The following is a 23,309-nucleotide window of genomic DNA, read 5'->3' on the forward strand; positions in this document are numbered from 1 at the left end:
TTTTCATGCGCGGCATGAGTGCCGTGCATGGCGCAGTCGCGTGCGCGCGGGCGCTGTGCACGCGACGCCGGTCGCCATGCGAAATCGCATAGTCACCCTGAATATCCCCGGAGAGTGGCGCATAATATTTTGATGTCGACCCTTGGCTGGAAGAGGGTTTTATGCGCTGCGCCCTATGCGGTTCCGAGAATCCTCCCGGTGCGAGGTTCTGCCAGGAATGCCAGGCCGTGCTGTCCCGCACGTGTCCGCAATGCGGACACGACGTGGCGCCGGCGGCCCGCTTCTGCAGCCACTGCGGTGTGCCGCTGGCCGCGCCCACGGCGGCATCGACGCCGTCCTGGCCATCGGGACGGGAGCCACCGCCCACGCCCGTTCATTACACGCCCGACCATCTTGCCGAGCGCATCCGTGCCGAACATGCGGCCATGGCCGCGCGCGGCGAACCCGCGGGTGAGCGCAAGACGGTGACCGCGCTGTTTGCGGACATGGCCGGGTCGACCGCGCTGATCCACGATCTCGATCCCGAAGTGGCGCATCGCCTGATCGTGCCCGTGGTCGAGCTGATGATGGAAGCGGTCCATTACTACGAAGGGTACGTCGCCAAATCGCTCGGCGACGGCATCCTCGCGCTGTTCGGCGCACCGATTGCCCACGAAGACCATGCGCAGCGCGCGCTGTTCGCGGCATTGCGCATGCAGCAGGCGATGCGGCAGCACGGCGATCGCATTCGTCTGCAGGAAGGCATTCCGCTGCAGATTCGCGTCGGCGTCCATACCGGCGAGGTCGTCGTGCGTTCGATCCGCACCGACGACCTGCACACCGATTACGATCCGCTCGGGCATACGATCCACATCGCGTCGCGGATCGAGGGCATCGCCGCGCCGACGTCGATTCTCGTCAGCGAGTCCACGCACAAGCTGGCCGAAGGCTATTTCGAGTTCAAGGCGCTGGGCGCGACGCAGCTCAAGGGTATTCCCGCACCGTTGCGCGTCTACGAGGTGCTTGGCCTCGGTGCGTTGCGCACGCGCCTGCAGCTGGCGGCGCACCGCGGTCTCGCGCGCTTCGTCGGCCGTGAGACGGAAATGGAACACCTGAACCGGGCGCGGGAGACCGTGAGCGCCGGGCAGGGGCGCGTGGTCGGCGTGGCGGGGGAAGCCGGCGTCGGAAAATCCCGCCTGTTCCACGAGTTCAAGGAGCGATCGCGGCGTGGCGCGCTGGTGCTGGAGACGTTTTCCGTATCGCACGGCAAGGCGTATTCGAATCTGCCGCTCATCGAACTCCTGAAGAACTATTTCCAGATCACGACTCAGGACGACGAGCGGCGCTGCCGGGAAAAGGTCATCGGCAAGGCGCTCGCGCTCGAGCGCAGCTTCGAGGATCTCGTACCGTACGTCCTCTACCTGCTCGGCATCGGCGAAGGCGAGCCGGTACTCGTCGAGATGGATCCGCAGATCCGCCGCGAGCGTACCTTCGACGCGATCAGGCAGCTGCTCGCGCGGGAGAGCCGGAATCAGCCGGTCCACCTGCTGTTCGAGGATCTGCAATGGCTGGACCGTGAAACGGAAGCATTTCTCACCGGCCTGATCGATCACGTGCCGGACGCACGCATCCTGCTTCTGGTGAACTACCGGCCCGAGTATCAGCCCGCGTGGGCGCGCGCGGCGCATTGCAGCACGCTGCGGCTCGAACCGCTCGGCCCCGCCGATGCGCAAGGACTGCTCGCGGCGCTGCTCGGCGACGATCGCACGCTCGTGCCGCTGAAACAGCGCATCCTGGAGAAGACGGAGGGCAACCCGTTCTTCATGGAGGAAGTGGTCCAGACGCTCGTCGAGGAGCGGTCGCTGCTCGGCGAGCCCGGCCGCTATCGCGTCGTGGAGACGCCGGCCACGCTGCACATTCCGACCACCGTGCAGGGCGTGCTCGCGGCTCGGATCGACCGGCTTCCGGTCGACGAAAAGGAACTGCTGCAGGCACTCGCGGTGATCGGCCACGAGTTTCCGTTCAGCCTGATCCGGCGCATTTGCGGCGAGGCACCGGCGCGGGACGACGAACTGCGGCGACTCCTCGCCCATCTGGAAGCGGCGGAGTTCATCTACGAGTGCCCCGCCTTCCCCGAAGTCAATTACTCGTTCAAGCACGCGCTGACCCAGGAAGTGGCAGGGCGCTCGCTGCTCACGGAGCGGCGTACCACGCTGCACGAGCGCACCGCGCAGGCGATCGAGCTGCTGTTCCCGACACGCATCGCCGATTACTGCAGCGAACTCGCGCATCACTACAGTCAGAGCGGAAACATTCCGAAGGCGGTCGAATACCTGCATCGAGCGGCTCAGCAGGCGTTGCGCCATGCCGCCCATCACGATGCGATGAATCACCTCGAAGCGGCGCTGGCGCTATTGAAGGGCATGCCGGACACACCGCTGCGCGCGCATTGGGAACTGACACTGCTGCTGTCCCTCGGGCCGGTCCTGATGGATGTGCGCGGGTATGGCGCGAACGAGGTGGGGCGGATCTACCGGCGCGCGCTCGCGTTGTGCGAGCACACCGGCGACGCATCGCAGCGCTTCGCGACGCAGTTGGGATTGCGGATGCATCACGTGGTGCGGGGCGAGTATGCGCTCGCCATCGAGCTGGGCATGCAGATGCTCAGTACGGCGCGGGATGCGAACGATTCAGGCTTCCTCACCGAGGCCCATAGCGCGCTGGGTTCGTGCCTTTTCCTGCAGGGCGACTTCGACGCGGCCCGCACCCAGATGGAACGGGCGCTCGCGCTCTACGATCCCGAGCAGCATCAGGCGCATGTCTTTGCACACGGGGTGGATCCCGGCATCCGGGCGCTCAGTTTCCTGGTGCTGATTCTGTGGATACAGGGGTACCCCGACCAGGCGCTCAAACGCAGTGCCGAAGCGCTTGCGCTCGCACGGAACTTTTCCTATGGCCCCTCCCTGGCGTTCAGCCTGACCTATACGGCGCACCTGCATCAACTGCGGCGGGAGCCGATGCTGGCCGCCGAGCGCGCGGAAGCGGTCATTGCCGTATCGACCGAGCACGGATTGCCGTACTGGCTCGCATGGGGAACGCTGCTGCGGGGCTGGGCGACGAGCGCGCAAGGCAACCTCCCGGACGGCATCGCGCAGATGCGGCTGGGCCTCGACGCGCAGCGGGCGGCCGGGGGCGAAGACCAGCGCCCTTATTCCCTCGCGTTGCTCGCCGACAGTTACTGGCGCGCGGGTGACAGGGAGGCGGCACTGGGCATGCTGGACGAGGCCATGGCGGTCGTCGAGCAATCCGGCGAGCACTGCTACGAGGCCGAACTGTTCCGTCTCACGGGCCTCTATCTGGCCGGCGGGGCCGACCAGGAAGGCACGGAGCCCGAATGCGTCGACGCAGCCATCGACTGTTTTCACCGGGCGATCGCGCGAGCGCGCCGGCAGGGCGCCCGGGCGCTGGAGCTGCGGGCAGCGTCGGACTTCGCGCGGCTGTTGCAACGGCAGGGGAAGACCGCGGAGGCCACGCAAGTGCTGCGCGACGTCTATACCTGGTTCACCGAAGGCTTCGATACACGCGACCTGCAAGAAGCAAAAGCGCTGCTGGACGCATTGGGCGCGCAGGCAGAATGAATGAACCCGCGGCGAACGACGGCGCATCGTGTGACCCCGTGCCGTCCGCGAACCGCCGCTGCTCGAGGAGACGGGCATGACAACCACGCACGCGAGACGCCGCCACGATGGTCCGCGCAAACCGATCGCGCTGGCGCTGCAGGGTGGCGGGATGCACGGCGCATTCACCTGGGGCGTGCTCGACCGGCTGCTCGAAGACGGCCGGCTCGACATCGAGGGCGTCTGTGCGACCAGCGCCGGCGCGATGAATGCGGCCGTGCTCGCGTGCGGGCTGCTGAAGGGCGGCGAGGACGGTGCGCGCGAGGCGCTGCACGACTTCTGGCAGGCGGTCGCGCGATCGGCGGAGCGCTACAACCCGTTGCGCTGGGTGCCGTGGCTGAAGGGGACGCACAGCTTCGGGCTCGATCATTCGCCGCTTTATGCGTTCACCGACATGATGCTGCGCGTGTTCTCGCCGTATCAGTTCAATCCGAACAACCTGAATCCGCTGCGCGAAGTGCTCGAGCGCCAGGTCGACTTCGACGCGCTGCGCAAGCACTGTCCGATCCGGCTGTATCTCTGCGCAACCAACGTCGAGACGGGGAAGATTCGCGTCTTCACGGGAGCGGATGTGTCTGCCGACGCGGTGCTGGCGTCGGCCTGCGTGCCGACCTTGTTCCAGGCGGTCTCGATCGACGGCGAGTACTACTGGGATGGCGGCTACATGGGCAATCCGGCCATCTATCCGCTGATCTACAACTGCACGACGCGCGACGTCGTGATCGTGCACATCAATCCGCTCGTGCGTCGCGGGGTGCCCGTCACGGCGGCGGAAATCCTGAACCGGATCAGCGAGATCAGTTTCAACTCGTCGCTGATGCGCGAGATGCGCGCCATCGCGTTCGTCACCGACCTGATCCAGCAAGGCACGATCAAGCGCGGCGAGATGAAGGAAATGCTGATCCATTCCATTCGCGCCGACGATGCGCTGAGCGCGTTGAGCGTATCGAGCAAGTACAACGCGGACTGGGGCTTTCTGAGCGAGCTGCATGACCACGGGCGACGCGAAGCGGATACATGGCTCGCGCATCACTACGGCAACATCGGACAGCGGTCGAGCATCGACATACGCCGGGAATTTCTCTGAGCGCAGGGCGGTAACGTCGGCGCGGGGCGCACCGGTGCCGCCGCCACGGGCCAAGGAGCGAACGTGAACCAGACGCAGGCGCGGTTCGTCGCGTTGTGGTCGGGCAGCGGCGGAGCCCATGCCGAGGAGGTCTATCGCTTGGTGGCGGGAGGCTATTCGGAGCCGATGCGGCATTACCATACGCTCGCACATGTGAAACGCTGCTTGCGTCAGGTCGACCTCGCGCGCGGCGCGATGCCCGATCCGGATGCGGTCGAACTCGCGCTCTGGTTCCACGACGTGATCTACGTCCCGGGCGCGAAGAACAACGAGCAGCGCAGCGCCGACTGGTTCCGGCACCTGGCCGCGGGGCGAATCGATGCGTGCGACCGGATCTGCGCGATGATTCTCGCGACGACCCACGTCGGAATCGCCGCAGATCCGGACACCCGTTTCGTGTGCGACATCGACCTGGCCGAGCTGGGCGCGTCTCACCGGCGATTTCGCGAAGACGGCCGCCTGCTCCGGGCAGAGCGCCCCGATCTCGACGATCGGGCCTACGACCTTCATGAACGAATGATTCTTCGCTGGCTGCTCGTCCGCCCGCGCATCTATCAGACCGATTTTTTCCATACGCGGTGCGAGGCACCTGCGCGCAGGAATCTGAGCTGGCGGCTGGGCTTGCCGATTCAGGCGTGACGACGGGCAAGCTGTCGGGCACCGCAAGCGCCGTGTGCGTTGACGGGAAGCGGGCACCGCGAGCACCCGGTGCGCGCGTGCCCGCTTCGGCCGTGGTGGGCACGCTGCCTGTCGATCCGGCGGGTGGGGCGATCGACCGAAGCCGGCGCGAAGCGGACGGGGACGCGACGATGCGGCCCGCGCACACTATGCGTGAACGGCTACCCGATACCGCGTGGTCTGCCGATAGACGGCGTCCGGATGAAGGATCACGTCGCCGCTCAGGCCGGCCATGTTCACCTGGTCCGGAAAGCCGCCCGCCTCCAGGCACAGCGCCGCGTGTTGCGTGCACCGTGTACCGCCGCTCACGCGGACGCCGTCGAGATAGTTGCCCGTATAGAGTTGCAGGCCCCGCTGATCGGTCGACACGATCAGTTCTCGGCCGCTTTCCGGATCGTAGACGCGTGCGACGGGCCGGGCCTCGTGCGCACCGTCGCCCAGGACGAAGCAATGATCGAAGCCGCGCGCGCGGGCCAGTTGCGCGTTCGGCCAGTCGAGGCGCGCGCCGATCGGTGCGCTGTGCCGGAAATCGAACGCGGTACCCGTCACGTCGGCCGTGCCGGTCGGGATCAGCGCATCGTCCACTTCGAGAAACGCGTCGGCGTCGATCTGCAGCAGATGGCCGCGCACGTCGCTGCCCGGGCGCCCGTTCAGGTTGAAGTAGCTGTGATTCGTCAGGTTCAACGGCGTCGGTGCATCGGTCCACCCCGCATAGTCGATTGTCAGCGTGCCGTCGTCGTCGAGCGTGTAGCGAACCTGCACGGTCACGTTGCCCGGAAAACCCGCGTCGCCTTCCGGCGAATCGAGCCGAAGCGTCAGCCCGCCGCAGTCGTCGATCACGTCCCAGCGCGCACGATGAAAGCCGTTCGCGCCGCCGTGCAGCAGGTTGCCGTTCTCGTTGCGGTCGAGCGGGTAGCCGATGCCGTCGAGTTCGAAGCGCGCACCGGCGATCCGGTTCGCCCATCGGCCGACCGTCGCGCCGAGGTAGGCACCGGATTCGAGGTACTCGGCCGGCGTGTCGTGTGCGAGCACGATATCGGCAAAGCGCCCCGTGCGGTCGGGAGCGAGCCACGACACGACGGTCGCGCCGAGGTCGCTGATGCCGACGCGCATGCCGTGCGCGTTGCGCAGCGTGTAGCGCCGAACGGGCTCGCCGTCGGGCAGCGTGCCCCACGGCTCGGAAGGCACGCGCGCCGCGCCGTGCGTCAGGGAGGAAGAATCGGTATCGATGTGCATGGGAGGAGGTCAGATGGGCGGCGGCCGTCAGTATGACGCTGAGGCGGCCGCGCGTTCCTGGTGTTCGCGCGGCGTGCAGCCCAGCTCGCGCCTGAACACTGCGTACATGTACTGGAGCGACGTGAACCCGCAACGGATCGCGACCTCGGCGCTCGACGCCTGCCTGCCGGCGAGCAGCGCCTGCGCGGCTTCGAGCTTGTGGCGCAGGATTTCCTGGTGCACGGTGCGCTGCAATTCGCGCCGGAAGTGCTCCTCGAGCAGCGAACGCGATACGCCGACATAGTCGGCGACCTGTTCGGTCTTGATCCCCTGGCACGCGTACTGGCGGATGAAATGCCGCGCGCGCATCACGTGCGGGCTCGCCAGCGGCTGGTGGCGCGTCGACTCGAGCACGTTGATGCCGACCGGCGGCACGAGAATGCGCTGCCCGGGAAAGCGCGCACCGCGCAGCATCCGGTGCAGCAGGTGCGCGGCGGTGCGGCCCATTTCCTCGGTGCCCTGGATGACCGACGACAGCGGAATGCGCGTCAGCGTGCGCGTGAGCGGATCGTTGTCGATGCCGATGATCGCCACCTGTTCCGGCACCGCGATCCCGGCGATCAGGCAGGCCTGCAGCAGGTGCCGCGCACGCGCATCGGTCACGGCAATCACGCCGACCGGCTTCGGCAGCGCATGCAGCCAGCCGATCAGCTGTTCGATCGCGTGATTCCAGCCCGATGCGCTCGTCGACAGCCCGCGGTAGATCGGCGCATCGAGCCCGTCCGCGCGCGCGAGCCGGTCGAATGCGAGCTCGCGCTGCTGCGCCCAGCGGTTTTCCTGCGCGATCGGCAGGCTGTACATCGCGAAATGCGCGAGTCCCGCACCGATCAGGTGCGTGTACGCGAGCGACACGAGCTTCGGGTTGTCCGTCGCAATATATGGGACATCGTCAGGATACTGGGCCGGATCCTCGTACGACGAGCCGACCGCGACGATCGGCAGCGGCGAGCCGGCGAGCGCGTCGGCAACGGCGGGATCGTCGAAGTCCGCGATGATGCCGTCGCCGTCGAAGCGCTCGATGCCGGTGAGCCGGCAGCGGAAGTCGTCTTCGAGGAACAGGTCCCACACCACGCGCGTCGTGTGCAGGTACTGGCCGATGCCGCTGATGATCTCGCGGTCGTAGACCTTGTTCGCGTTGAACAGCAGCGCGATGCGATGCGGTGTCTGGGCGGAAGGGACGCGTGTCATCTCGATCTCGGGGCACGCGCGTCGGGGGCGCCGTGCCGTTGTCTCCGGGGCGCGCCCGGGTCGGCGGCGCGCGGTGTCTGGTGTTCGGCGATTGTAGGGCGGAACGTGCGCCGCGCGCAGCGGCTGGCAAGAAACATTAAGCGTGCTGCGCAATTTCGCAATTGCCGCCCGGCAGGGGCGCGGGCACGATCCAGCCTACCGAATTCGGCCGCGTGCGTCACCACGACGCGCGTTGCGCCGCAACAAGACCCTGCACGGAGACGCCATGTCGTATTTCGAACACATTCCCGCGATTCGCTACGAAGGCCCGCAGTCGGACAATCCGCTCGCGTACCACCATTACGACCCCGAGCGGCGCGTGCTGGGCAAGACGCTCGCCGAGCATCTGCGGATCGCCGTCTGCTACTGGCACACGTTCGTGTGGCCGGGGCACGACATCTTCGGGCAGGGCGCGTTCCAGCGGCCGTGGCAGCAGCCGGGCGATGCGCTCGAGCGGGCGCGGATGAAGGCCGATGCGGCGTTCGAGTTCTTCACGAAGCTCGGCACGCCTTTCTATACGTTCCATGACACCGACGTCGCACCGGAAGGCGACAGCCTGCGGGAATATGCGGCGAATTTCGCGCGGATGGTCGACTATCTCGGCGAGCGTCAGCAGGCGAGCGGCGTGCGGCTCCTGTGGGGCACCGCGAACCTGTTCTCGCACCCGCGCTTCGCGGCCGGCGCCGCGACGAATCCGAACCCCGACGTGTTCGCGTGGGCCGCGACCCAGGTATGTCATGCGCTCGATGCGACGCACCGGCTCGGCGGCGAGAACTATGTGCTGTGGGGCGGGCGGGAAGGGTACGAGACGCTGCTCAATACGGACCTGAAGCGCGAACGCGAGCAGTTTGCCCGCTTCCTGTCGATGGTCGTCGAGCACAAGCACCGGATCGGCTTCAAGGGCGCGCTGCTGATCGAGCCGAAGCCGCAGGAGCCGACCAAGCACCAGTACGACTACGACGTCGCGACGGTGCACGGCTTTCTCGTGCAGTACGGATTGCAGAACGAAATCCGCGTGAACATCGAGGCGAACCACGCGACGCTCGCCGGCCACTCGTTCCATCACGAGATCGCGAATGCGTTCGCGCTCGGCGTGTTCGGCAGCGTCGATGCGAACCGCGGCGATCCGCAGAACGGCTGGGACACCGACCAGTTCCCGAACAGCGTCGAGGAGCTGACGCTCGCGTTCTACGAAATCCTGCGTCACGGCGGCTTCACGACCGGCGGGATGAACTTCGATGCGAAGGTGCGCCGCCAGAGCATCGATCCGGAAGATCTGTTCTATGGCCACGTCGGCGCGATCGACGTGCTCGCGCTCGCGCTCGAACGCGCGGCGGTGCTGGTCGAGAACGACCGGCTCGACGCGCTGCGCCGGCAACGCTATGCGCAGTGGGACGACGCGTTCGGCCGCAAGATCCTGTCGGGCGACTATACGCTGGAGTCGCTCGCGGCCGAGGCGCTCGCGCGCGGCGTGAACCCGCGGCACGCGAGCGGCGCGCAGGAGCGGTGCGAGAACATCGTGAACCAGGCGATCTACGGGCTGCGCTGACGCCATGTACATCGGACTCGATCTCGGCACGTCGGGCGTGAAGGCGGTGCTGCTCGACCGCGACGGCGCGGTGCGCGCGAGCGCGAGCCGCCCGCTCGCGGTGAGCCGGCCGCGGCCGCGCTGGTCCGAGCAGGCCCCGCGTGACTGGTGGGACGCTGCCTGCAGCGTGCTGGCCGCACTCGTCTCGGATGCGCGCACGGCGGGTATCGATCCGCGCGACATCGACGCACTCGGACTGACCGGCCAGATGCATGGCGCGACACTGCTCGACGTGCACGGCGCCGTGCTGCGCCCCGCGATTCTGTGGAACGACGGCCGCGCGGACGCCGAGTGCGCGGAACTCGAACGACTCGCGCCCACGCTGCGCGCCGTGGCCGGCAACATCGCGATGCCGGGTTTCACCGCACCGAAGCTGCTGTGGGTGCGTCGTCACGAACCTGACGTGTTCGCGCGCATCGCCCATGTGTTGCTGCCGAAGGACTACCTGCGCTACCGGCTGACCGGCGCGTTCGCGACCGATCCGTCGGATGCCGCCGGCACGCTGTGGCTCGACGTCGCGAAGCGCGACTACGACGACACGCTGCTTGCCGCATGCGGGCTGTCGCGCGCGCAGATGCCGGCCGTGTTCGAGGGCAATCGCGTCACCGGCACCCTGTTGCCGGCCGTCGCGCGCGCGCTCGGGCTGCGCGAGATCCCGGTGGTGGCGGGCGGCGGCGACAACGCGGCCGGCGCGGTGGGCGTCGGCATCGTGCGGCCCGGCGATGCGCTGCTGTCGCTCGGGACGTCGGGTGTCTATTTCGCGGTGTCCGACGGGTTCCGCGCGAATCCCGAATCGGCCGTGCACAGCTTCTGTCACGCGCTGCCGGAGACGTGGCACCTGATGTCCGTGATGCTGAACGCGGCCGGCTGTATCGACTTCACCGCGCAACTGGCCGGCTATGACGGCGTCGCGGCGCTGCTCGACGATGCCGAGACGAATGCACGCGCGAGCCGCCCGTGGTTTTTGCCTTACCTGAGCGGCGAGCGTACGCCGCACAACGACGTGAATGCGAAGGGCGTGTTCTATGGGCTCACGCCCGACACGCAGCGCGCGGATCTCGCGAACGCGACGCTCGAAGGCGTCGGCTTCGCGCTGCTCGACGGCATCGACGCGTTGCATGCGGCCGGGCTCGCGCCCGACAGCATCACGGTGATCGGCGGCGGCTCGCGTAGCGCGTACTGGACGCAGATGCTCGCCGACCTGAGCGGCCGTGCGCTGACCTTGCGCGCGGGCGGCGAGGTGGGGCCGGCGCTGGGCGCCGCGCGCCTCGCGCATCTCGCGCTCGAACCGGATGCGCCGCTCGACGACGTGTGCCCGCAGCCGCCGATCATCGCGGTGCGCGAGCCGGACATGGCGCGCCACGCGCGGTATCGCGACGTGCGGCGGCCGACGTTTCGCGCGCTTTACCGTGCGCTCGAACCGGTGTTTGCCACGGGCGTTTGACGTGCGGATCGCTGACGCGATGCTCGTCGCACGATGCCGTGCTTTGCAGTGACTCGATGCGGGCGGCGCATTTCGGCGCTCGCCCGGCGTTCGTGAGGTTGTCCAAAAACAAGGAGTGGAGACATGAGATCCGTGACGCGTCGTACCGTATTGAGTTCGCTTGCCGGCGCTGCTGCGCTGGCGATCCTCGCGCTGGGCACGCCGCTCGCGCATGCGAGCAAGGACAAGCCCGAAATCGGCTTCTGCATCGACGACCTGCGCGTCGAGCGCTGGTCGCGCGATCGCGACTATTTCGTCGCGGCCGCGACGAAGCTCGGCGCGAAGGTGTCGGTGCAGTCGGCCGACGCGAGCGAGGAGCGGCAGATTTCGCAGATCGAGAACCTGATCTCGCGCGGCGTCGACGTGATCGTGATCGTGCCGTTCAACTCGAAGACGCTCGGCAACGTCGTCGCCGAAGCGAGGAAGGCCGGCATCAAGGTCGTGTCGTACGACCGGCTGATCCTCGACGCGGACGTCGACGCGTATATCTCGTTCGACAACGAGAAGGTCGGCGAGCTGCAGGCGCAGGGCGTGTTCGATGCGAAGCCGAAGGGCAACTACTTCCTGCTCGGCGGCGCGCCGACCGACAACAACGCGAAGATGCTGCGCGAAGGACAACTGAAGGTGCTGAAGCCCGCGATCGATCGCGGCGACATCAAGATCGTCGGCCAGCAGTGGGTGCCCGAATGGAGCGCGTCGACCGCGCTGCGCATCACCGAGGATGCGCTGACCGCGAACAACAACCGGATCGACGCGATCGTCGCGTCGAACGACGGTACGGCCGGCGGCGCGATCCAGGCGCTCGCCGCGCAGCATCTGGCCGGCAAGGTGCCGGTATCCGGGCAGGACGCGGATCTCGCGGCGGTCAAGCGTGTGATCGCCGGCACGCAGACGATGACCGTCTACAAGCCGCTCAAGCTGATCGCGAGCGAAGCGGCGAAGCTTGCCGTGGATCTCGCGAAGGGCGCGAAGCCCGCGTTCAACGCGCAATACGACAACGGCAAGAAGAAGGTCGACACGGTGCTGCTGCAGCCGACGCTGCTGACCAAGCGCAACGTCGACGTCGTCGTGAAGGACGGCTTCTATACCCAGGCGCAGCTGGCGAGCCAGTAAGCGTACGACGGACGCGACGCGCGGCCGCCGAGACGGCGGCCGCGCTTACTGCGAGGCAATGAACGAATGACGGAACCCTTGCTGACGATGCGCGGCATCGTCAAGGCATTCGACGGCGTGAAAGCGCTCGACGGCATCGACCTCACCGTGCGGCCCGGCGAATGCGTCGGGCTGTGCGGCGAGAACGGCGCGGGCAAGTCGACGCTGATGAAGGTGCTGTCGGGTGTCTATCCGCACGGCACGTGGGACGGCGAAATCCGCTGGGAAGGCGCGCCGCTCGCGGCAACCGGCGTGCGCGACACGGAGCGGGCGGGCATCGTGATCATCCACCAGGAGCTGATGCTCGTGCCCGAACTGTCGGTTGCCGAGAACATCTTCCTCGGCAACGAGATCACGCTGCCGGGCGGGCGCATGAACTTCGCCGCGATGGTCCGGCGCGCCGAGGCGCTGCTGCACGAATTGCGGATCGACTCGATCAACGTCGCGCAGCCGGTCATGAATTATGGCGGCGGCCACCAGCAGTTGATCGAGATCGCGAAGGCCTTGAACAAGGACGCGAAGCTGCTGATCCTCGACGAACCGTCGTCGTCGCTGAGCGCGGCCGAAACGCGCATCCTGCTCGACATCGTGCGCGACCTGAAGCGCCGCGGCGTCGCGTGCGTGTACATCTCGCACAAGCTCGACGAGGTCGCGGCCGTCTGCGATACGGTCACCGTGATCCGCGACGGCCGGCATGTCGCGACCGAGCCGATGCGCGCGCTGACCACCGACCGGATCATCGCGATGATGGTCGGCCGCGAGATCCGCGACCTGTATCCGCGCGAGCCGCACGAGATCGGCGCGGTCGTGCTGGAGGCGCGGAACGTGACCTGTCGCGACGTGACGAACGCGCGCCGCAAGCGGGTCGACGACGTGTCGTTCAGCGTGCGGCGCGGCGAGATCCTCGGCGTCGCCGGGCTCGTGGGCGCGGGCCGCACCGAGCTGATGCAGGCGATCTTCGGCGCGTATCCGGGCGCGTGCACGGCGACCGTGCTGATGAACGGCCGGGTGCTGCAGATTCGTTCGCCGGCCGACGCGATCCGCGCCGGGATCGCGATGGTGCCGGAGGACCGCAAGCGCCACGGCATCGTGCCGCAGCTCGGCGTGGGCCACAACATCACGCTGGCGGTGCTGCGGCGCTTCGCGGCGCGCGGGCGGATCGACGCGGCCGCCGAACTCGATGCGATCCGCACCGAGATGCAGCGGCTCTCGGTGCGCGCCGCGCATCCTTTCCTGCCGATCGCGAGCCTGTCGGGCGGCAACCAGCAGAAGGCGGTGCTCGCCAAGATGCTGCTGGCCGAGCCGCAGGTGCTGATCCTCGACGAGCCGACGCGCGGCGTCGACGTGGGCGCGAAGGTGGAGATCTACCGGCTGATCTTCGCGCTGGCGAAGCGGGGCGTCGCGCTGATCGTCGTATCGTCGGAGCTGCCCGAGGTGCTCGGGCTGGCCGATCGCGTGCTGGTGATCGGCGAAGGCGAGCTGCGCGGCGATTTCGTCAACCAGGGCCTCACGCAGGAACAGATTCTCGGCGCCGCGCTGAAGCCCGCGCGACTGTCCACCGAACCCACCGCAATGAGCGCGACATGAATTCCGAACTCTCTTCATCGACCCCGGCGACGCCGGATGCCGAAGCGCATCGTTCCGCCGGCCGCCCGGCGGGGCTGCCGCTTCGCCAGATCTTCGCGCGCTACAAGCTGCTCGCGCTGCTGCTGGCGGTCGTCGTGATCTGGACGTTCTTCTCGGTGCTGACGGACGGCGCGTTCGTCACACCACGCAACGTATCGAACCTGCTGCGGCAGATGTCGATCACCGGCATGCTCGCGTGCGGGATGGTGTTCGTCATCATCGCGGGCGAGATCGACCTGTCGGTCGGCTCGCTGCTCGGGCTGCTCGGCGGCGTCGCGGCGATCCTCGACGTCAACCGCCACTGGCCGGTCGCGGCGACGATCCCGGCCGTGCTCGCGCTCGGCGTGCTGATCGGGCTCTTCAACGGCTGGTGGTCGACCTATCGGCGCGTGCCGTCGTTCATCGTCGGGCTGGGCGGGATGCTCGCGTTTCGCGGGATCCTGCTCGGCGTGACGGGCGGCTCGACGATCGCGCCGGTGTCGGACGGCTTCGTGTTCATCGGGCAGGGCTATCTGCCGCGCCTGGTGGGGGACGGCCTCGCGATCCTGCTGTTCGCACTCGTGTTGCTGCTGGTGGTGCGGCAGCGCGCGACGCGGCGGCGCTACCGGCTCGCGGTCGCGCCGCGGTGGCAGGACGTCGCGAAGGTCGTCGGCGCCGGCGCGGTGCTGTTCGCCTTCGTCGCGACGCTCGACCGCTACGGCGGCATCCCGGTGCCCGTGCTGCTGCTGCTCGTGCTGCTCGGTGCGTTCACGTGGATCGCGACGCAGACCGTGTTCGGCCGGCGCATCTACGCCGTCGGTTCCAACCTGGAGGCGACGCGGCTGTCGGGCGTCGATACCGATCGCGTGAAGCTCGCGATCTTCGCGCTGATGGGGCTGATGTGTGCGTTTGCCGGCCTGGTGAACACGGCGCGGCTGGCGGCGGGGTCGCCGTCCGCCGGCACGATGGGCGAACTCGATGCGATCGCCGCGTGCTTCATCGGCGGCACGTCGATGCGCGGCGGGTCGGGCACCGTCTACGGCGCGCTGATCGGTGCGCTCGTAATGGCGAGCCTCGACAACGGCATGTCGATGCTGGACGTCGACGCGTACTGGCAGATGATCGTCAAGGGCGCGGTGCTGGTGCTGGCGGTGTGGATCGACGTGGTGTCGCGGTCCAATCGGCGGTGAGGCGGGGCTCGGCCTGGGCAATCCGCGCGACCGGCGCATCATGGCGGATGCGCTGCGCGCGCTGCTGCGGGAGCGCGCCGAAGCGCTCGCGTTCGCGATGCGGATGGCGGACGAACGCGATCGACCGAGGCCCGATTCGACCTAGAACGAATAGGCCAGCGAAGCAAACAGGCTGCGCGGCGCACCCGGCGTGACCCACAGGCTGTTGTACGAGCTGACGTAGGTGGTGCGGTTGAACAGGTTGTTCAGCACGACCGACGCACGCAGGTGCTTGTTGACCTGAACGTAGCCGTTGAGCTGGACGGTCGCGTAGGCCGGCAGTTCGAACCCGTCCTGCGTGTTGGCCGTGTTGCCGGCGCGGCGCCCGACATAGATCACGCCGGCGCCGGCACCGGCCTTGTCCGCGAACGGAAGGGTCGTCTCGTACATCAGCAGCGCGCTGCCGCTCAGCCGCGGTACGTCGACGAGGCGTGAGCCGGGCGCCAGCACGGTATCGCGCGTGACCTCGGCGTCGACGTACGCGAAGTTCGCGATGCCGCGCAGGCCGTGACCGAGGTCGCCGCTCCATTCGAATTCGACACCGCGGCTGCGCACTTCGCCGGCCGCGCGCGAGAAGCCGGCATTCGCGGGATCGGCGGTGAGCACGTTGCGCTTGGTCACGTAGAACGCCGAGACGGTCGTGAGCGAGCGCGCGCCCGCCCATTTCGCGCCGGCTTCGTAGCCGTGGCCCTTTTCGGGATCGAACGCGTTGCCGCCGACGTCGGCGCCGTTGTTCGGCCGGAACGAGTACGCGGTGTTCGCATACAGCGACCACGCGGGGCTCATTTCATACACGACACCGATACGCGGGCTCACCGCGGTCTGCAACTGGCTCGTCGTCACACCCTTCAGGCGGTTGTCGATCGACTGGTGGAAGCGATCCCAGCGCAGCCCGGCCAGGATTTTCCAGTGCGGCCCGAACGCGAGCGTGTCCTGCGCGTAGACGCCTTGACCGTCGTCGCGTTCGAGCAGGTTGGTCGCGGTGCGCGGCGTCGGCGCGGGCTGGCCGTAGACCGGATCGAAGATGTCGATCGCATAGGGCGCCGCGGCGCTCGGCGTGGAGCGCGTGACGAACTGGTCGTAGTTGAAGCGATACGCATCGACGCCCATCACGAGCGTATGGCCGATGCCGCCCGTGCGGAACGTGCCGGTCGTCTCGAGGCGGCCTTGCAGGTCGTTCGAGTGAAACGCGACTTGCCGGTAGCGGCGCCACATCGTGCGGCCGTCCGGCTGCAATGCGAATGCCTCGGACGAGCGCCCCGACAGGTCGGTGTTGCGTTGCGCGACGCCCGCGTTGATCGACCAGGCTGAATCGATGCGATGTTCGAGCGTGAACTGGTGGCCCGTGTTGCGTACGTCGTAGTCGCCGTCGCGCGGCTCGCCGAGGAAGCGCGACGCGGGGATCACGCCAAGCTGCCCGTTGACCGCCAGCACGCCGCGATCGAGCGGCGCGCGCTGACGGGCGCTCTCGAACTCGTAATGGAGCGTCGTGTCCGCGCCGATGTCCCACGTGAACGACGGCGAGAACAGGTAGCGTTTGCTCGATACCGTGTCGCGGAAGCTGCCGTTGTTCTCGTTCATCGCGACGAAGCGGTACGCGAGCGATTTCGTGACGGGGCCGGTCGAATCGAGTGTCTGACGCAACGCGCCGTAGCTGCCGGCCGACACGCCGATGGTGTTCGCGCGTGCGAACTGCGGCTGCTTCGTCGTATAGCTGATGATCCCGCCCGGATCGCCGCGGCCATACAGCGCGGACGCCGGCCCCTTGAGCACTTCCATGCGCTCGAGGTTGACGGTGTCGCGCGGCACGCTCATCCCGCGATTCCACGAAAAGCCGTTGACCAGGTAGTCGGTGCCGGACGTGCTGCCGTCGCCGGCGAAGCCGCGCACCGCGTAGTTGTCCCACAGGCCGCCGAAGTTGTTCTGGCGCGACACGCCCGCGACCCAGTCGTAAAGATCGTCGCCGCGCGTGGCGGCCACGGTCTGGATCAGCTTCGTATCGACACTGCTGACCGCGAACGGAATGTCCATCACGTCCGCCTCGCTGCGCGTCGCGCTCGTCGAATCGCGCGTGCGAAACGGCGCCGTCGCGCGTTGCGCGGACACCTCGATCGCAGGCAGCGCCGTTTCCTGTGCGTCCGCTGCACCCATGCCGGCCGTGCCGACGACGATGGCCATCGGTGCGGCCGCCCAGTTCCTCCTGCTCATACCTGTCCCTTTTTGTCTCGTTCGCGTTCGGGCACGGCGGGCGGCCTTGCGCCGACATCGGTGTTCCAAACAGTACATTCGCGCGGCAATTTAATGCAAATGAGAGGCATTTGCAATCGTAATTTTGAGATGGGCCCGACAGCCCGTCGGTCGTCCGGTTCGGCGCGGTCGCCATTTGCGATTGCGAGTAGTACGGGCCGACGATCCGCACCTTCGAATGGGTCTCGATGTACTGGCCGCGGCGATCAACTGTCGGAACCGGAGAAGGGCTTGCTCGGCGAGGCGCTGCGGTTGCTCGCCGAGACGCGCGCGTGCGCTGGAATTCCGTGTCGAGGTGAACCGGCGCCACGCCGGATGTCCACGACTTCAACCGGCCGACGATCATCGAGCTGCAGCGACGCTTCGGCACGCGGTCTTGCCCGTCGGGCGAAGCCGGCACGGCGGCGCCCGCCCGTTTCGTGTGAGCGGGGGCCCACGCGAAGGCGCCCCCGAGCGGCCTCGCTGCCAGGATCGATGCCCGGCGCCGGTTACGCCGCCGACAGCGTGACCGACACACCCGTCGCGGTATAAACGGGCGTTGCCTTGAACCCGTCGACCGTCACCGTCGCGAACTTCGCGGCCGCCGCCGCGCCGTCGATCAGCGCGATGGTGTCGCCGGCCTTCGGCGCGTAGCCGTTCACGAATTTCACGTGCAGCGTGCCGCCCGTGACGGTGAGCGGGCCGCCCACGCGCAGGCGTCCGCCGCCGTTGCCGTCGATGTCGAGTTCGAGCGTCGTGTTGTCGAGCTGCGTATAGCGGGTCGCGATCGTCACCGGTGCATTGGCCGCGATCTTCACGCCGCCGCCCGAGCCGACGTACACGTCGCCCTTGCCGAACGCCATTGTCGACGCGGCCGCCAGCGTGCCGCCGCTCACCTGCGTGCCGCCCGTGTAGCTGTTGTTGCCCGCCAGCGTCAGCGTGCCGCTGCCTTGCAACGTCAGCTTGCCGGCGCCCGCGACGTCGTTGCGCCACAGGTCGGCCGCATTGAGCCCGCCCTGCGACGCATCCATCGACACGACCACGTTGCCGTTGAACGCGCCGTAGCCGTCGGCGGCCGCGAACAGGTTCAGGCGCCCCCAGCCTTCCGCATCGTCCATGACCGGATAGCCGGACGGCAGTTCGGTCGTCTTCAGCACGACGCGCCGCTGCTCGGCGCTCAGGTACGGGAAGCGCGTCTGCAGCAGGATCTCCGCGCCCTTCGGCACGACGGGCGGCGCGTCCGTCGATTCGATCGCGCCGAAGCCGAACGTCATGCGGCGCAGGAATGCGGCCTTGTTCGTCGCGTAGTCGGCGAACCGGTCGGTCGTCGCCGTACCGGAGTGCGCGAAGGCGGAGAACGTCGTGGCGCTCGTCCCCGTCAGTTGCTGCAGCGCCTGGTGGGCTTGCGTGTAGGCGGCCTGCGCGTCATTGGCGTACGCGGTCAGGTTCGCCGCGCTGACGGCCAGCGCGAGCATGCGGCCGCCGATCACGTCGAGCGGCGAGTGCATGCCGGCGAGGATCCGGTTCTCGCCGAGCTCGAGGCCGCGGCTGATCATTTCCTGGAAGCGCTCCGGCACGAGCCACGCCATCGTCGTCGCATCGCGCACCGCCTCGGCCGTGTGGCCGCTGATGAAGCCGCCGTCGGTCGCGGGCGTCGTGCTTTCCGCCGGCACGAGCGTCGGCGCGACGACCACGCTCGTGCTCCAGCGGTACGGGCGCGCATATTTGAAGAAGCGCTTCGACGGTTCGGTCGACGCGTTGTTGCCCATTTCGTTGAGCAGGTCGACAACCTTCCCGAAGCTGGCGTTGCCGCTGCTGCTGCCGACGCCGACGTTGTTGCCCGAGTCGTTGTACAGCACCGTCGTCGCGTCGGACGGAATGCTGGTGATGCTGGTCGTCTGCTGGGCCGCGGTGCGCCACGCGGCGGTGAGCGGGCCCATGCCGTCGGTCACGCTGTAAGCCTTGCCGCGCCGGTCGTCGTAGTACGCGGCATCGGCCTGCTGCGGCGTGCGGGCGGTCGTCGCGTTGATCACGTACTGCACGTTGGCCGACAGCACCGCATCGTTCAGGATCGTGCCGCACGATACGCCGCTGTTCGGCAGCCCGGAGCAGGTCGACGGCGAGATGGCCGGGAACGCGCCGAACGCCTGCGCGCTCACGCCTGCGTCGACCAGCATCGTCGCCGGTTGCCAGAGATCGAGGTAGCGGCCCAACATGCGCACCGCGGCGTTGGTCGACAGCGTCGCATAGCGCGCGTCGCCGCGCTGGTTGGTCGCGATGTTGTCGACGAACGCGGGCACGCTCGGGAGCGGTGCGCTGTCGACGAAGCCGGGGTCGGCGGGCGGCGCGGGAACGGCCGCGGCCAGGGTGCTGGTCGACGCGACATCATCGCCGCCGCCGCACGCTGCCAGCACGATCGCACTCGACAAGGCTGCGACGTGCAGCGGGAAACGGCTTCGTGACGCAAACATGCAAGACTCCATCCTGATGGTCGAAGATGGCGAATTGTGGTGATGGATCGTTACGCGGCCGTTACGGATTTGTTTCGCGCCGGATTCAATGCGAGCGAATTCCCACTATCTGGTTAATTTCGGGTGCTGAGCATGTCGGGCGCCGGATTCGATGCGTCCGTCGAGGGCACGCGCGCGGCGGGAGGCTAGGCGCCGGCCGCCCGCGTGTCGAGCCGGAACAGCGATACCGCCTCGGCAAGCCGGCCTCCCTGTTCTTCGAGCGACCTCGATGCGGCGGCTGCCTGTTCGACGAGCGCCGCGTTCTGCTGGGTGACTTCATCCATTTGCGTAATGGCCAGGTTCACCTGCTCGATGCCGCGGCTCTGCTCATTCGACGCGGCGGCGATCTCGCCCATGATGTCGGTCACGCGCGCGATCGCGTGCGTGACCTGGGTCATCGTCTCGCCCGCGTTGTTCGCGATTTGCGAGCCGTCCTGGATTTTCCGGACCGATTGCGAGATCAGCTCGCGAATTTCCTTCGCGGCGCTCGACGAGCGCTGCGCAAGACTTCGGACTTCGCTGGCCACCACGGCAAAGCCGCGGCCCTGTTCGCCGGCGCGGGCGGCCTCCACGGCCGCGTTGAGCGCGAGGATGTTGGTCTGGAATGCGATCCCTTCGATGATCGCGGTGATCTCGGCGATTTTGGCGGAGCCGGCGCTGATGTCCGTCATCGTGTCGACCATCAGGCCGACTGCCGTGCTGCCGCGCTGGGCGACCTCCGATGCGTTGTTGGCCAGCCCGCTCGCCTGCTGCGCATTGTCGGCGTTCAGGCGCACGGTGGAGGTCAGCTGTTCCATGCTCGATGCGGTCTCCTGCAGCGATGCGGCTTGCTGTTCCGTGCGGGAGGAGAGGTCCTGGTTGCCGGACGCGATTTCGCCGGCGCCTGTCGCGACGTTGCCGGATGCGGTCCGGACTTCCGAGATCAGGCGGGTCAGGTTCGCCTGCATGTCCCGCATGGAAGCCAGTACGCTGCCGGCCGGCGCGGCACCGGTCGAGGATTCCATGCCGAGATCGCCGGCGGCGATACGGCGCGCGATGTCGCTGAGCGCGGCAGGCTCCGTGCCGAGCGAGCGCAGCAGGCCGCGAGTGATGAAGACGCCCAGGATTGCGGCGGCGGCTGCCGCCGCGATACACATGACGATCAGCATCAGTCGTTGTGAGGCATAGCGGTCGGCCGATTCCGTCACGAGTTGCGCGCCCAGCGTGCGGGCGTACGTCGCATAGGCGTCGGTGGCGGCGACGAGCCTGGCCAGCAGCGGCCGACACTGTTCGTTGATCATTGTGATGGCCTGATCGCGCCGGTTGTTCGCCGCCGCATCGACGATGGCGCGCGCCACCGGGCCGTACTGCGCTTCGACCACGCCGATTTGCCGGACCAGTTCGCGGGCCTTGTCGGAGGCGCCGCTTCCCTCGCGGACCGCATTCGTCAGTTCGCCGAGCAGCGCGCCGACCTCGCGGTCGGCCTGCAGCGCCGCGTCCTTTTCGAGGTCCGCGTCGCGCGGTGCGGTCGCGAGCACCTGGTTGCGGGCGGCGATCGCACGCCGGTCGACCGCGACGCGAACCTTGTCCGCCAGGAGTGCACGGGCGTTGGTGCCGTTGACGTAATTCTCGAATGCCGCGTTCGCATTGCCGAGCGATACGATGCCGAGAATGGAGACGAGCAGGACCATGCAAGTCAGGAGGCTGAAAGCCAGGGTCAGCTTCGTGCGAACCGTTATTCGTTGATTATTCATGTGAGCCGTCCAGTTTCATTGATTCAAATAGCTTTCCTTATTATCGGATTGGTACATGAACAATTTAGGACCGTTGTCCGAAGCAATCGTTTGCGTACGCTCTGCTGCCGAAAAAAATGCAGACCCGACCCGTGGCGGGTCAAGCCAGGCGAGCGATTGGCTCGGTTTCCGCGCAACACACCCGGTTGCGGCCTTCGCGCTTCGCACGATAAAGCGCCATGTCCGCCTGATGCGACAGCGCATGCACGGACGGGGGGCGCGCGCGATGACCGGTCGCGCAGCCGATGCTGACGGTGAAGGCCGGAACGGTTTCCGCGAACCCGTCGAGCCGGTTGCGTTCGACTTCGCGGCGAATCGCCTCCGCGACCTGCGCGGCACCGCTTTCGTCCGTATCCGGCAGCACCGCGACGAACTCCTCGCCGCCGTAGCGTGCGGCGAGATCGCCGCGCCGTCGCGTGTGGGTGCGGATGCATTCGGCGAGAAAGCGCAGTGCCGTGTCGCCTTCCGCATGCCCGTGCCGGTCGTTGTACTGCTTGAAGTGGTCGGCATCGATGAACAGGATCGACAGGCTGCCGTTGCTGCCCCGCTGCAGCCGTTCCCATTCGTCGGCCAGCGCGATATCGAGGGCGCGGCGGTTGCACAGTCCCGTCAGCGGATCGGTTCGCGTGAGATCCATGAGCAGCGTCTGCTTGCGCAGGTTGTCGCGTAGCGCAAACGCAAGCAGCCAGACCACCGCGCAGAAGAATGCGCTGATCACGAAGGCGGACACCCCCACCGTCCACGACAGGCGCGTGATGCTCGCCAGCACGTCGCCCTCGGCCGGCGCGACGACGGCGATCAGCGGCGTGCCCGGCACCCGCTGGTACGTATACAGCCGCATGACGCCGTCGATGGTCGAACGAGCGGGGTAGAAGCCCGATTCACTGTGCACCATCCGGTCGAACGCTTTCGAGCGACGCAGGTGGTTCATCTGGTTGTCGTTCAACGACGGATTTCGCGCGAGGATCGCGCCGTCCGCGCGCAGGATCGCGCTGACCCCGTTCGGCCCGACATCGAGACCGGACAGGACCTGCTCGAAATAGGCGATGTCGATGGCGACCACCGCGATGCCGTTGAACGTATGATCCGGCCGTTCGATGCGCCGCGACAGCGCGATGGATTCCTTGCCGCCGCGCGAGCGCGCGCGATAGGCCTCGGACACGTAGAGGCCGACGTTGTCGGCGTCGCGATGGACCTTGAAGTAGTCGCGATCGCTGAAATCCCAATGATGGGTCGTGCCGCAGCATCCGTCGATCATCTGGCCGTGCCGGTCGGTCACGCCCATGCCGGTCACGTATTGCGCGGCGGTGCGCTCGAACAGCAGGTCGTGCCGCAGCCCGGCATCCATCCGCCGCACCGCGGGCTTGCCGAGATCGGACGCGAGTGCGACCAGCGCGTTGTTCGACGTTTCGACGGTGCGCGCGATCTGGCTCACCAGGACGGCTGCGACGTTGCGCGACGTCTCGTGAGCGTGTTCGATCACTTCGTTGCGCCCGACCCACAGTGTCGCCGCGCTGATCCCGAGCGCCGCCAGCGACATCAACGTGCCCAATGCCCCGACGACAAGATGGTTGCGTCCGGCCCAGTCGGCAATTTTCTCGATCGAGGTGAATGCGGGCATGCTCGTGCTCGTATGGGAAGCCGGCTGCAACGGCGCCGACGCGGGTCAAATCCGGGTTAACGGCACGGTTAACGGAAAATCGAGTGCGCCAGTGGACGCGTGCGATCGCGCATGGAAGCGCAAACGTGTGCGAGTTCGTCCGGCCGGTCCTGCAAAGTCAT

General features: G+C 67.5%; 14 protein-coding genes and 1 pseudogene. 8 read left to right on the forward strand and 7 right to left on the reverse strand.

Features of this window, described 5'->3' with window-relative positions; genetic code table 11:
- Positions 1–161: 161 nt before the first annotated feature.
- From CFB50_RS36115 to CFB50_RS36125, 3 genes are all read left to right on the forward strand, one after another.
- Positions 162–3,617, forward strand: a complete 3,456-nt coding sequence (locus CFB50_RS36115; protein WP_089449189.1) for an adenylate/guanylate cyclase domain-containing protein — start codon at positions 162–164, stop codon at positions 3,615–3,617.
- Positions 3,618–3,693: 76 nt separating this feature from the next.
- Positions 3,694–4,743, forward strand: a complete 1,050-nt coding sequence (locus CFB50_RS36120) for a patatin-like phospholipase family protein (protein WP_089449190.1) — start codon at positions 3,694–3,696, stop codon at positions 4,741–4,743.
- A gap of 63 nt (positions 4,744–4,806) precedes the next feature.
- Positions 4,807–5,421: an HD domain-containing protein gene (locus CFB50_RS36125; RefSeq protein WP_089449191.1), complete on the forward strand. Its 615-nt coding sequence runs from the start codon at positions 4,807–4,809 to the stop codon at positions 5,419–5,421.
- A 186-nt stretch (positions 5,422–5,607) separates the two neighbouring features.
- Here the strand turns inward: CFB50_RS36125 and CFB50_RS36130 are convergent, their stop codons facing one another.
- Positions 5,608–6,696 (reverse strand): aldose epimerase family protein, encoded by a 1,089-nt coding sequence (locus CFB50_RS36130; protein WP_089449192.1) that lies wholly within the window; start codon positions 6,694–6,696, stop codon positions 5,608–5,610.
- 27 nt (positions 6,697–6,723) lie between these two features.
- Positions 6,724–7,923, reverse strand: a complete 1,200-nt coding sequence (locus CFB50_RS36135) for a XylR family transcriptional regulator (RefSeq protein ID WP_089449193.1) — start codon at positions 7,921–7,923, stop codon at positions 6,724–6,726.
- A 265-nt stretch (positions 7,924–8,188) separates the two neighbouring features.
- Between CFB50_RS36135 and xylA the strand changes: the two genes are divergently transcribed.
- From xylA to CFB50_RS36160, 5 genes are all read left to right on the forward strand, one after another.
- Entirely contained in the window at positions 8,189–9,511 is a 1,323-nt protein-coding gene (gene xylA, locus CFB50_RS36140) for a xylose isomerase (protein ID WP_089449194.1), read from the forward strand.
- Positions 9,512–9,515: 4 nt separating this feature from the next.
- Entirely contained in the window at positions 9,516–10,994 is a 1,479-nt protein-coding gene (gene xylB, locus CFB50_RS36145; RefSeq protein WP_089449195.1) for a xylulokinase, read from the forward strand.
- Between the two features lie 123 nt (positions 10,995–11,117).
- On the forward strand, positions 11,118–12,146 hold the full coding sequence (gene xylF / locus CFB50_RS36150) for a D-xylose ABC transporter substrate-binding protein (protein WP_069250061.1): 1,029 nt from the start codon (positions 11,118–11,120) through the stop codon (positions 12,144–12,146).
- A 66-nt stretch (positions 12,147–12,212) separates the two neighbouring features.
- On the forward strand, positions 12,213–13,772 hold the full coding sequence (gene xylG / locus CFB50_RS36155) for a D-xylose ABC transporter ATP-binding protein (RefSeq protein ID WP_089449196.1): 1,560 nt from the start codon (positions 12,213–12,215) through the stop codon (positions 13,770–13,772).
- Positions 13,769–14,980 (forward strand): sugar ABC transporter permease, encoded by a 1,212-nt coding sequence (locus CFB50_RS36160; protein WP_089449197.1) that lies wholly within the window; start codon positions 13,769–13,771, stop codon positions 14,978–14,980. The genes xylG and CFB50_RS36160 overlap by 4 nt, the downstream gene beginning before the upstream one ends.
- A gap of 141 nt (positions 14,981–15,121) precedes the next feature.
- On the opposite strand, the gene CFB50_RS36165 is transcribed toward CFB50_RS36160, so the two are convergent.
- The 5 genes and pseudogenes from CFB50_RS36165 to CFB50_RS36185 all read right to left on the reverse strand — a co-directional run bounded on the left by CFB50_RS36165 (position 15,122) and on the right by CFB50_RS36185 (position 23,148).
- Positions 15,122–17,227, reverse strand: a complete 2,106-nt coding sequence (locus CFB50_RS36165; RefSeq protein WP_089449198.1) for a TonB-dependent siderophore receptor — start codon at positions 17,225–17,227, stop codon at positions 15,122–15,124.
- Between the two features lie 135 nt (positions 17,228–17,362).
- Positions 17,363–17,462 (reverse strand): annotated as a pseudogene (locus CFB50_RS40390) (LacI family transcriptional regulator); the annotation flags it as partial.
- Between the two features lie 292 nt (positions 17,463–17,754).
- Complete coding sequence (locus CFB50_RS36175; RefSeq protein ID WP_089449199.1) at positions 17,755–19,716, reverse strand: phosphatase PAP2 family protein; 1,962 nt, start codon at positions 19,714–19,716, stop codon at positions 17,755–17,757.
- Between the two features lie 185 nt (positions 19,717–19,901).
- Entirely contained in the window at positions 19,902–21,488 is a 1,587-nt protein-coding gene (locus tag CFB50_RS36180; protein WP_089449200.1) for a methyl-accepting chemotaxis protein, read from the reverse strand.
- 139 nt (positions 21,489–21,627) lie between these two features.
- Positions 21,628–23,148 carry a sensor domain-containing diguanylate cyclase gene (locus tag CFB50_RS36185; protein ID WP_089449201.1) on the reverse strand — a complete coding sequence of 507 codons (1,521 nt, stop codon included), beginning with the start codon at positions 23,146–23,148 and terminating at the stop codon, positions 21,628–21,630.
- Between the last annotated feature and the right edge of the window lie 161 nt (positions 23,149–23,309).

Source organism: Burkholderia sp. AU33423 (genome assembly GCF_002223135.1).
Lineage (GTDB): Bacteria > Pseudomonadota > Gammaproteobacteria > Burkholderiales > Burkholderiaceae > Burkholderia > Burkholderia lata_D.

Bases quoted from the DNA above. Each gene is read 5' to 3' on its own strand.
- CFB50_RS36115 (WP_089449189.1), top strand. From the start codon at position 162: ATGCGCTGCGCCCTATGCGGTTCCGAGAATCCTCCCGGTGCGAGGTTC.
- CFB50_RS36120 (WP_089449190.1), top strand. From the start codon at position 3,694: ATGACAACCACGCACGCGAGACGCCGCCACGATGGTCCGCGCAAACCG.
- CFB50_RS36130 (WP_089449192.1), bottom strand. From the start codon at position 6,696: ATGCACATCGATACCGATTCTTCCTCCCTGACGCACGGCGCGGCGCGC.
- CFB50_RS36135 (WP_089449193.1), bottom strand. From the start codon at position 7,923: ATGACACGCGTCCCTTCCGCCCAGACACCGCATCGCATCGCGCTGCTG.
- xylA (WP_089449194.1), top strand. From the start codon at position 8,189: ATGTCGTATTTCGAACACATTCCCGCGATTCGCTACGAAGGCCCGCAG.
- xylB (WP_089449195.1), top strand. From the start codon at position 9,516: ATGTACATCGGACTCGATCTCGGCACGTCGGGCGTGAAGGCGGTGCTG.
- xylF (WP_069250061.1), top strand. From the start codon at position 11,118: ATGAGATCCGTGACGCGTCGTACCGTATTGAGTTCGCTTGCCGGCGCT.
- xylG (WP_089449196.1), top strand. From the start codon at position 12,213: ATGACGGAACCCTTGCTGACGATGCGCGGCATCGTCAAGGCATTCGAC.
- CFB50_RS36160 (WP_089449197.1), top strand. From the start codon at position 13,769: ATGAATTCCGAACTCTCTTCATCGACCCCGGCGACGCCGGATGCCGAA.
- CFB50_RS36165 (WP_089449198.1), bottom strand. From the start codon at position 17,227: ATGAGCAGGAGGAACTGGGCGGCCGCACCGATGGCCATCGTCGTCGGC.
- CFB50_RS36175 (WP_089449199.1), bottom strand. From the start codon at position 19,716: ATGTTTGCGTCACGAAGCCGTTTCCCGCTGCACGTCGCAGCCTTGTCG.
- CFB50_RS36180 (WP_089449200.1), bottom strand. From the start codon at position 21,488: ATGAATAATCAACGAATAACGGTTCGCACGAAGCTGACCCTGGCTTTC.
- CFB50_RS36185 (WP_089449201.1), bottom strand. From the start codon at position 23,148: ATGCCCGCATTCACCTCGATCGAGAAAATTGCCGACTGGGCCGGACGC.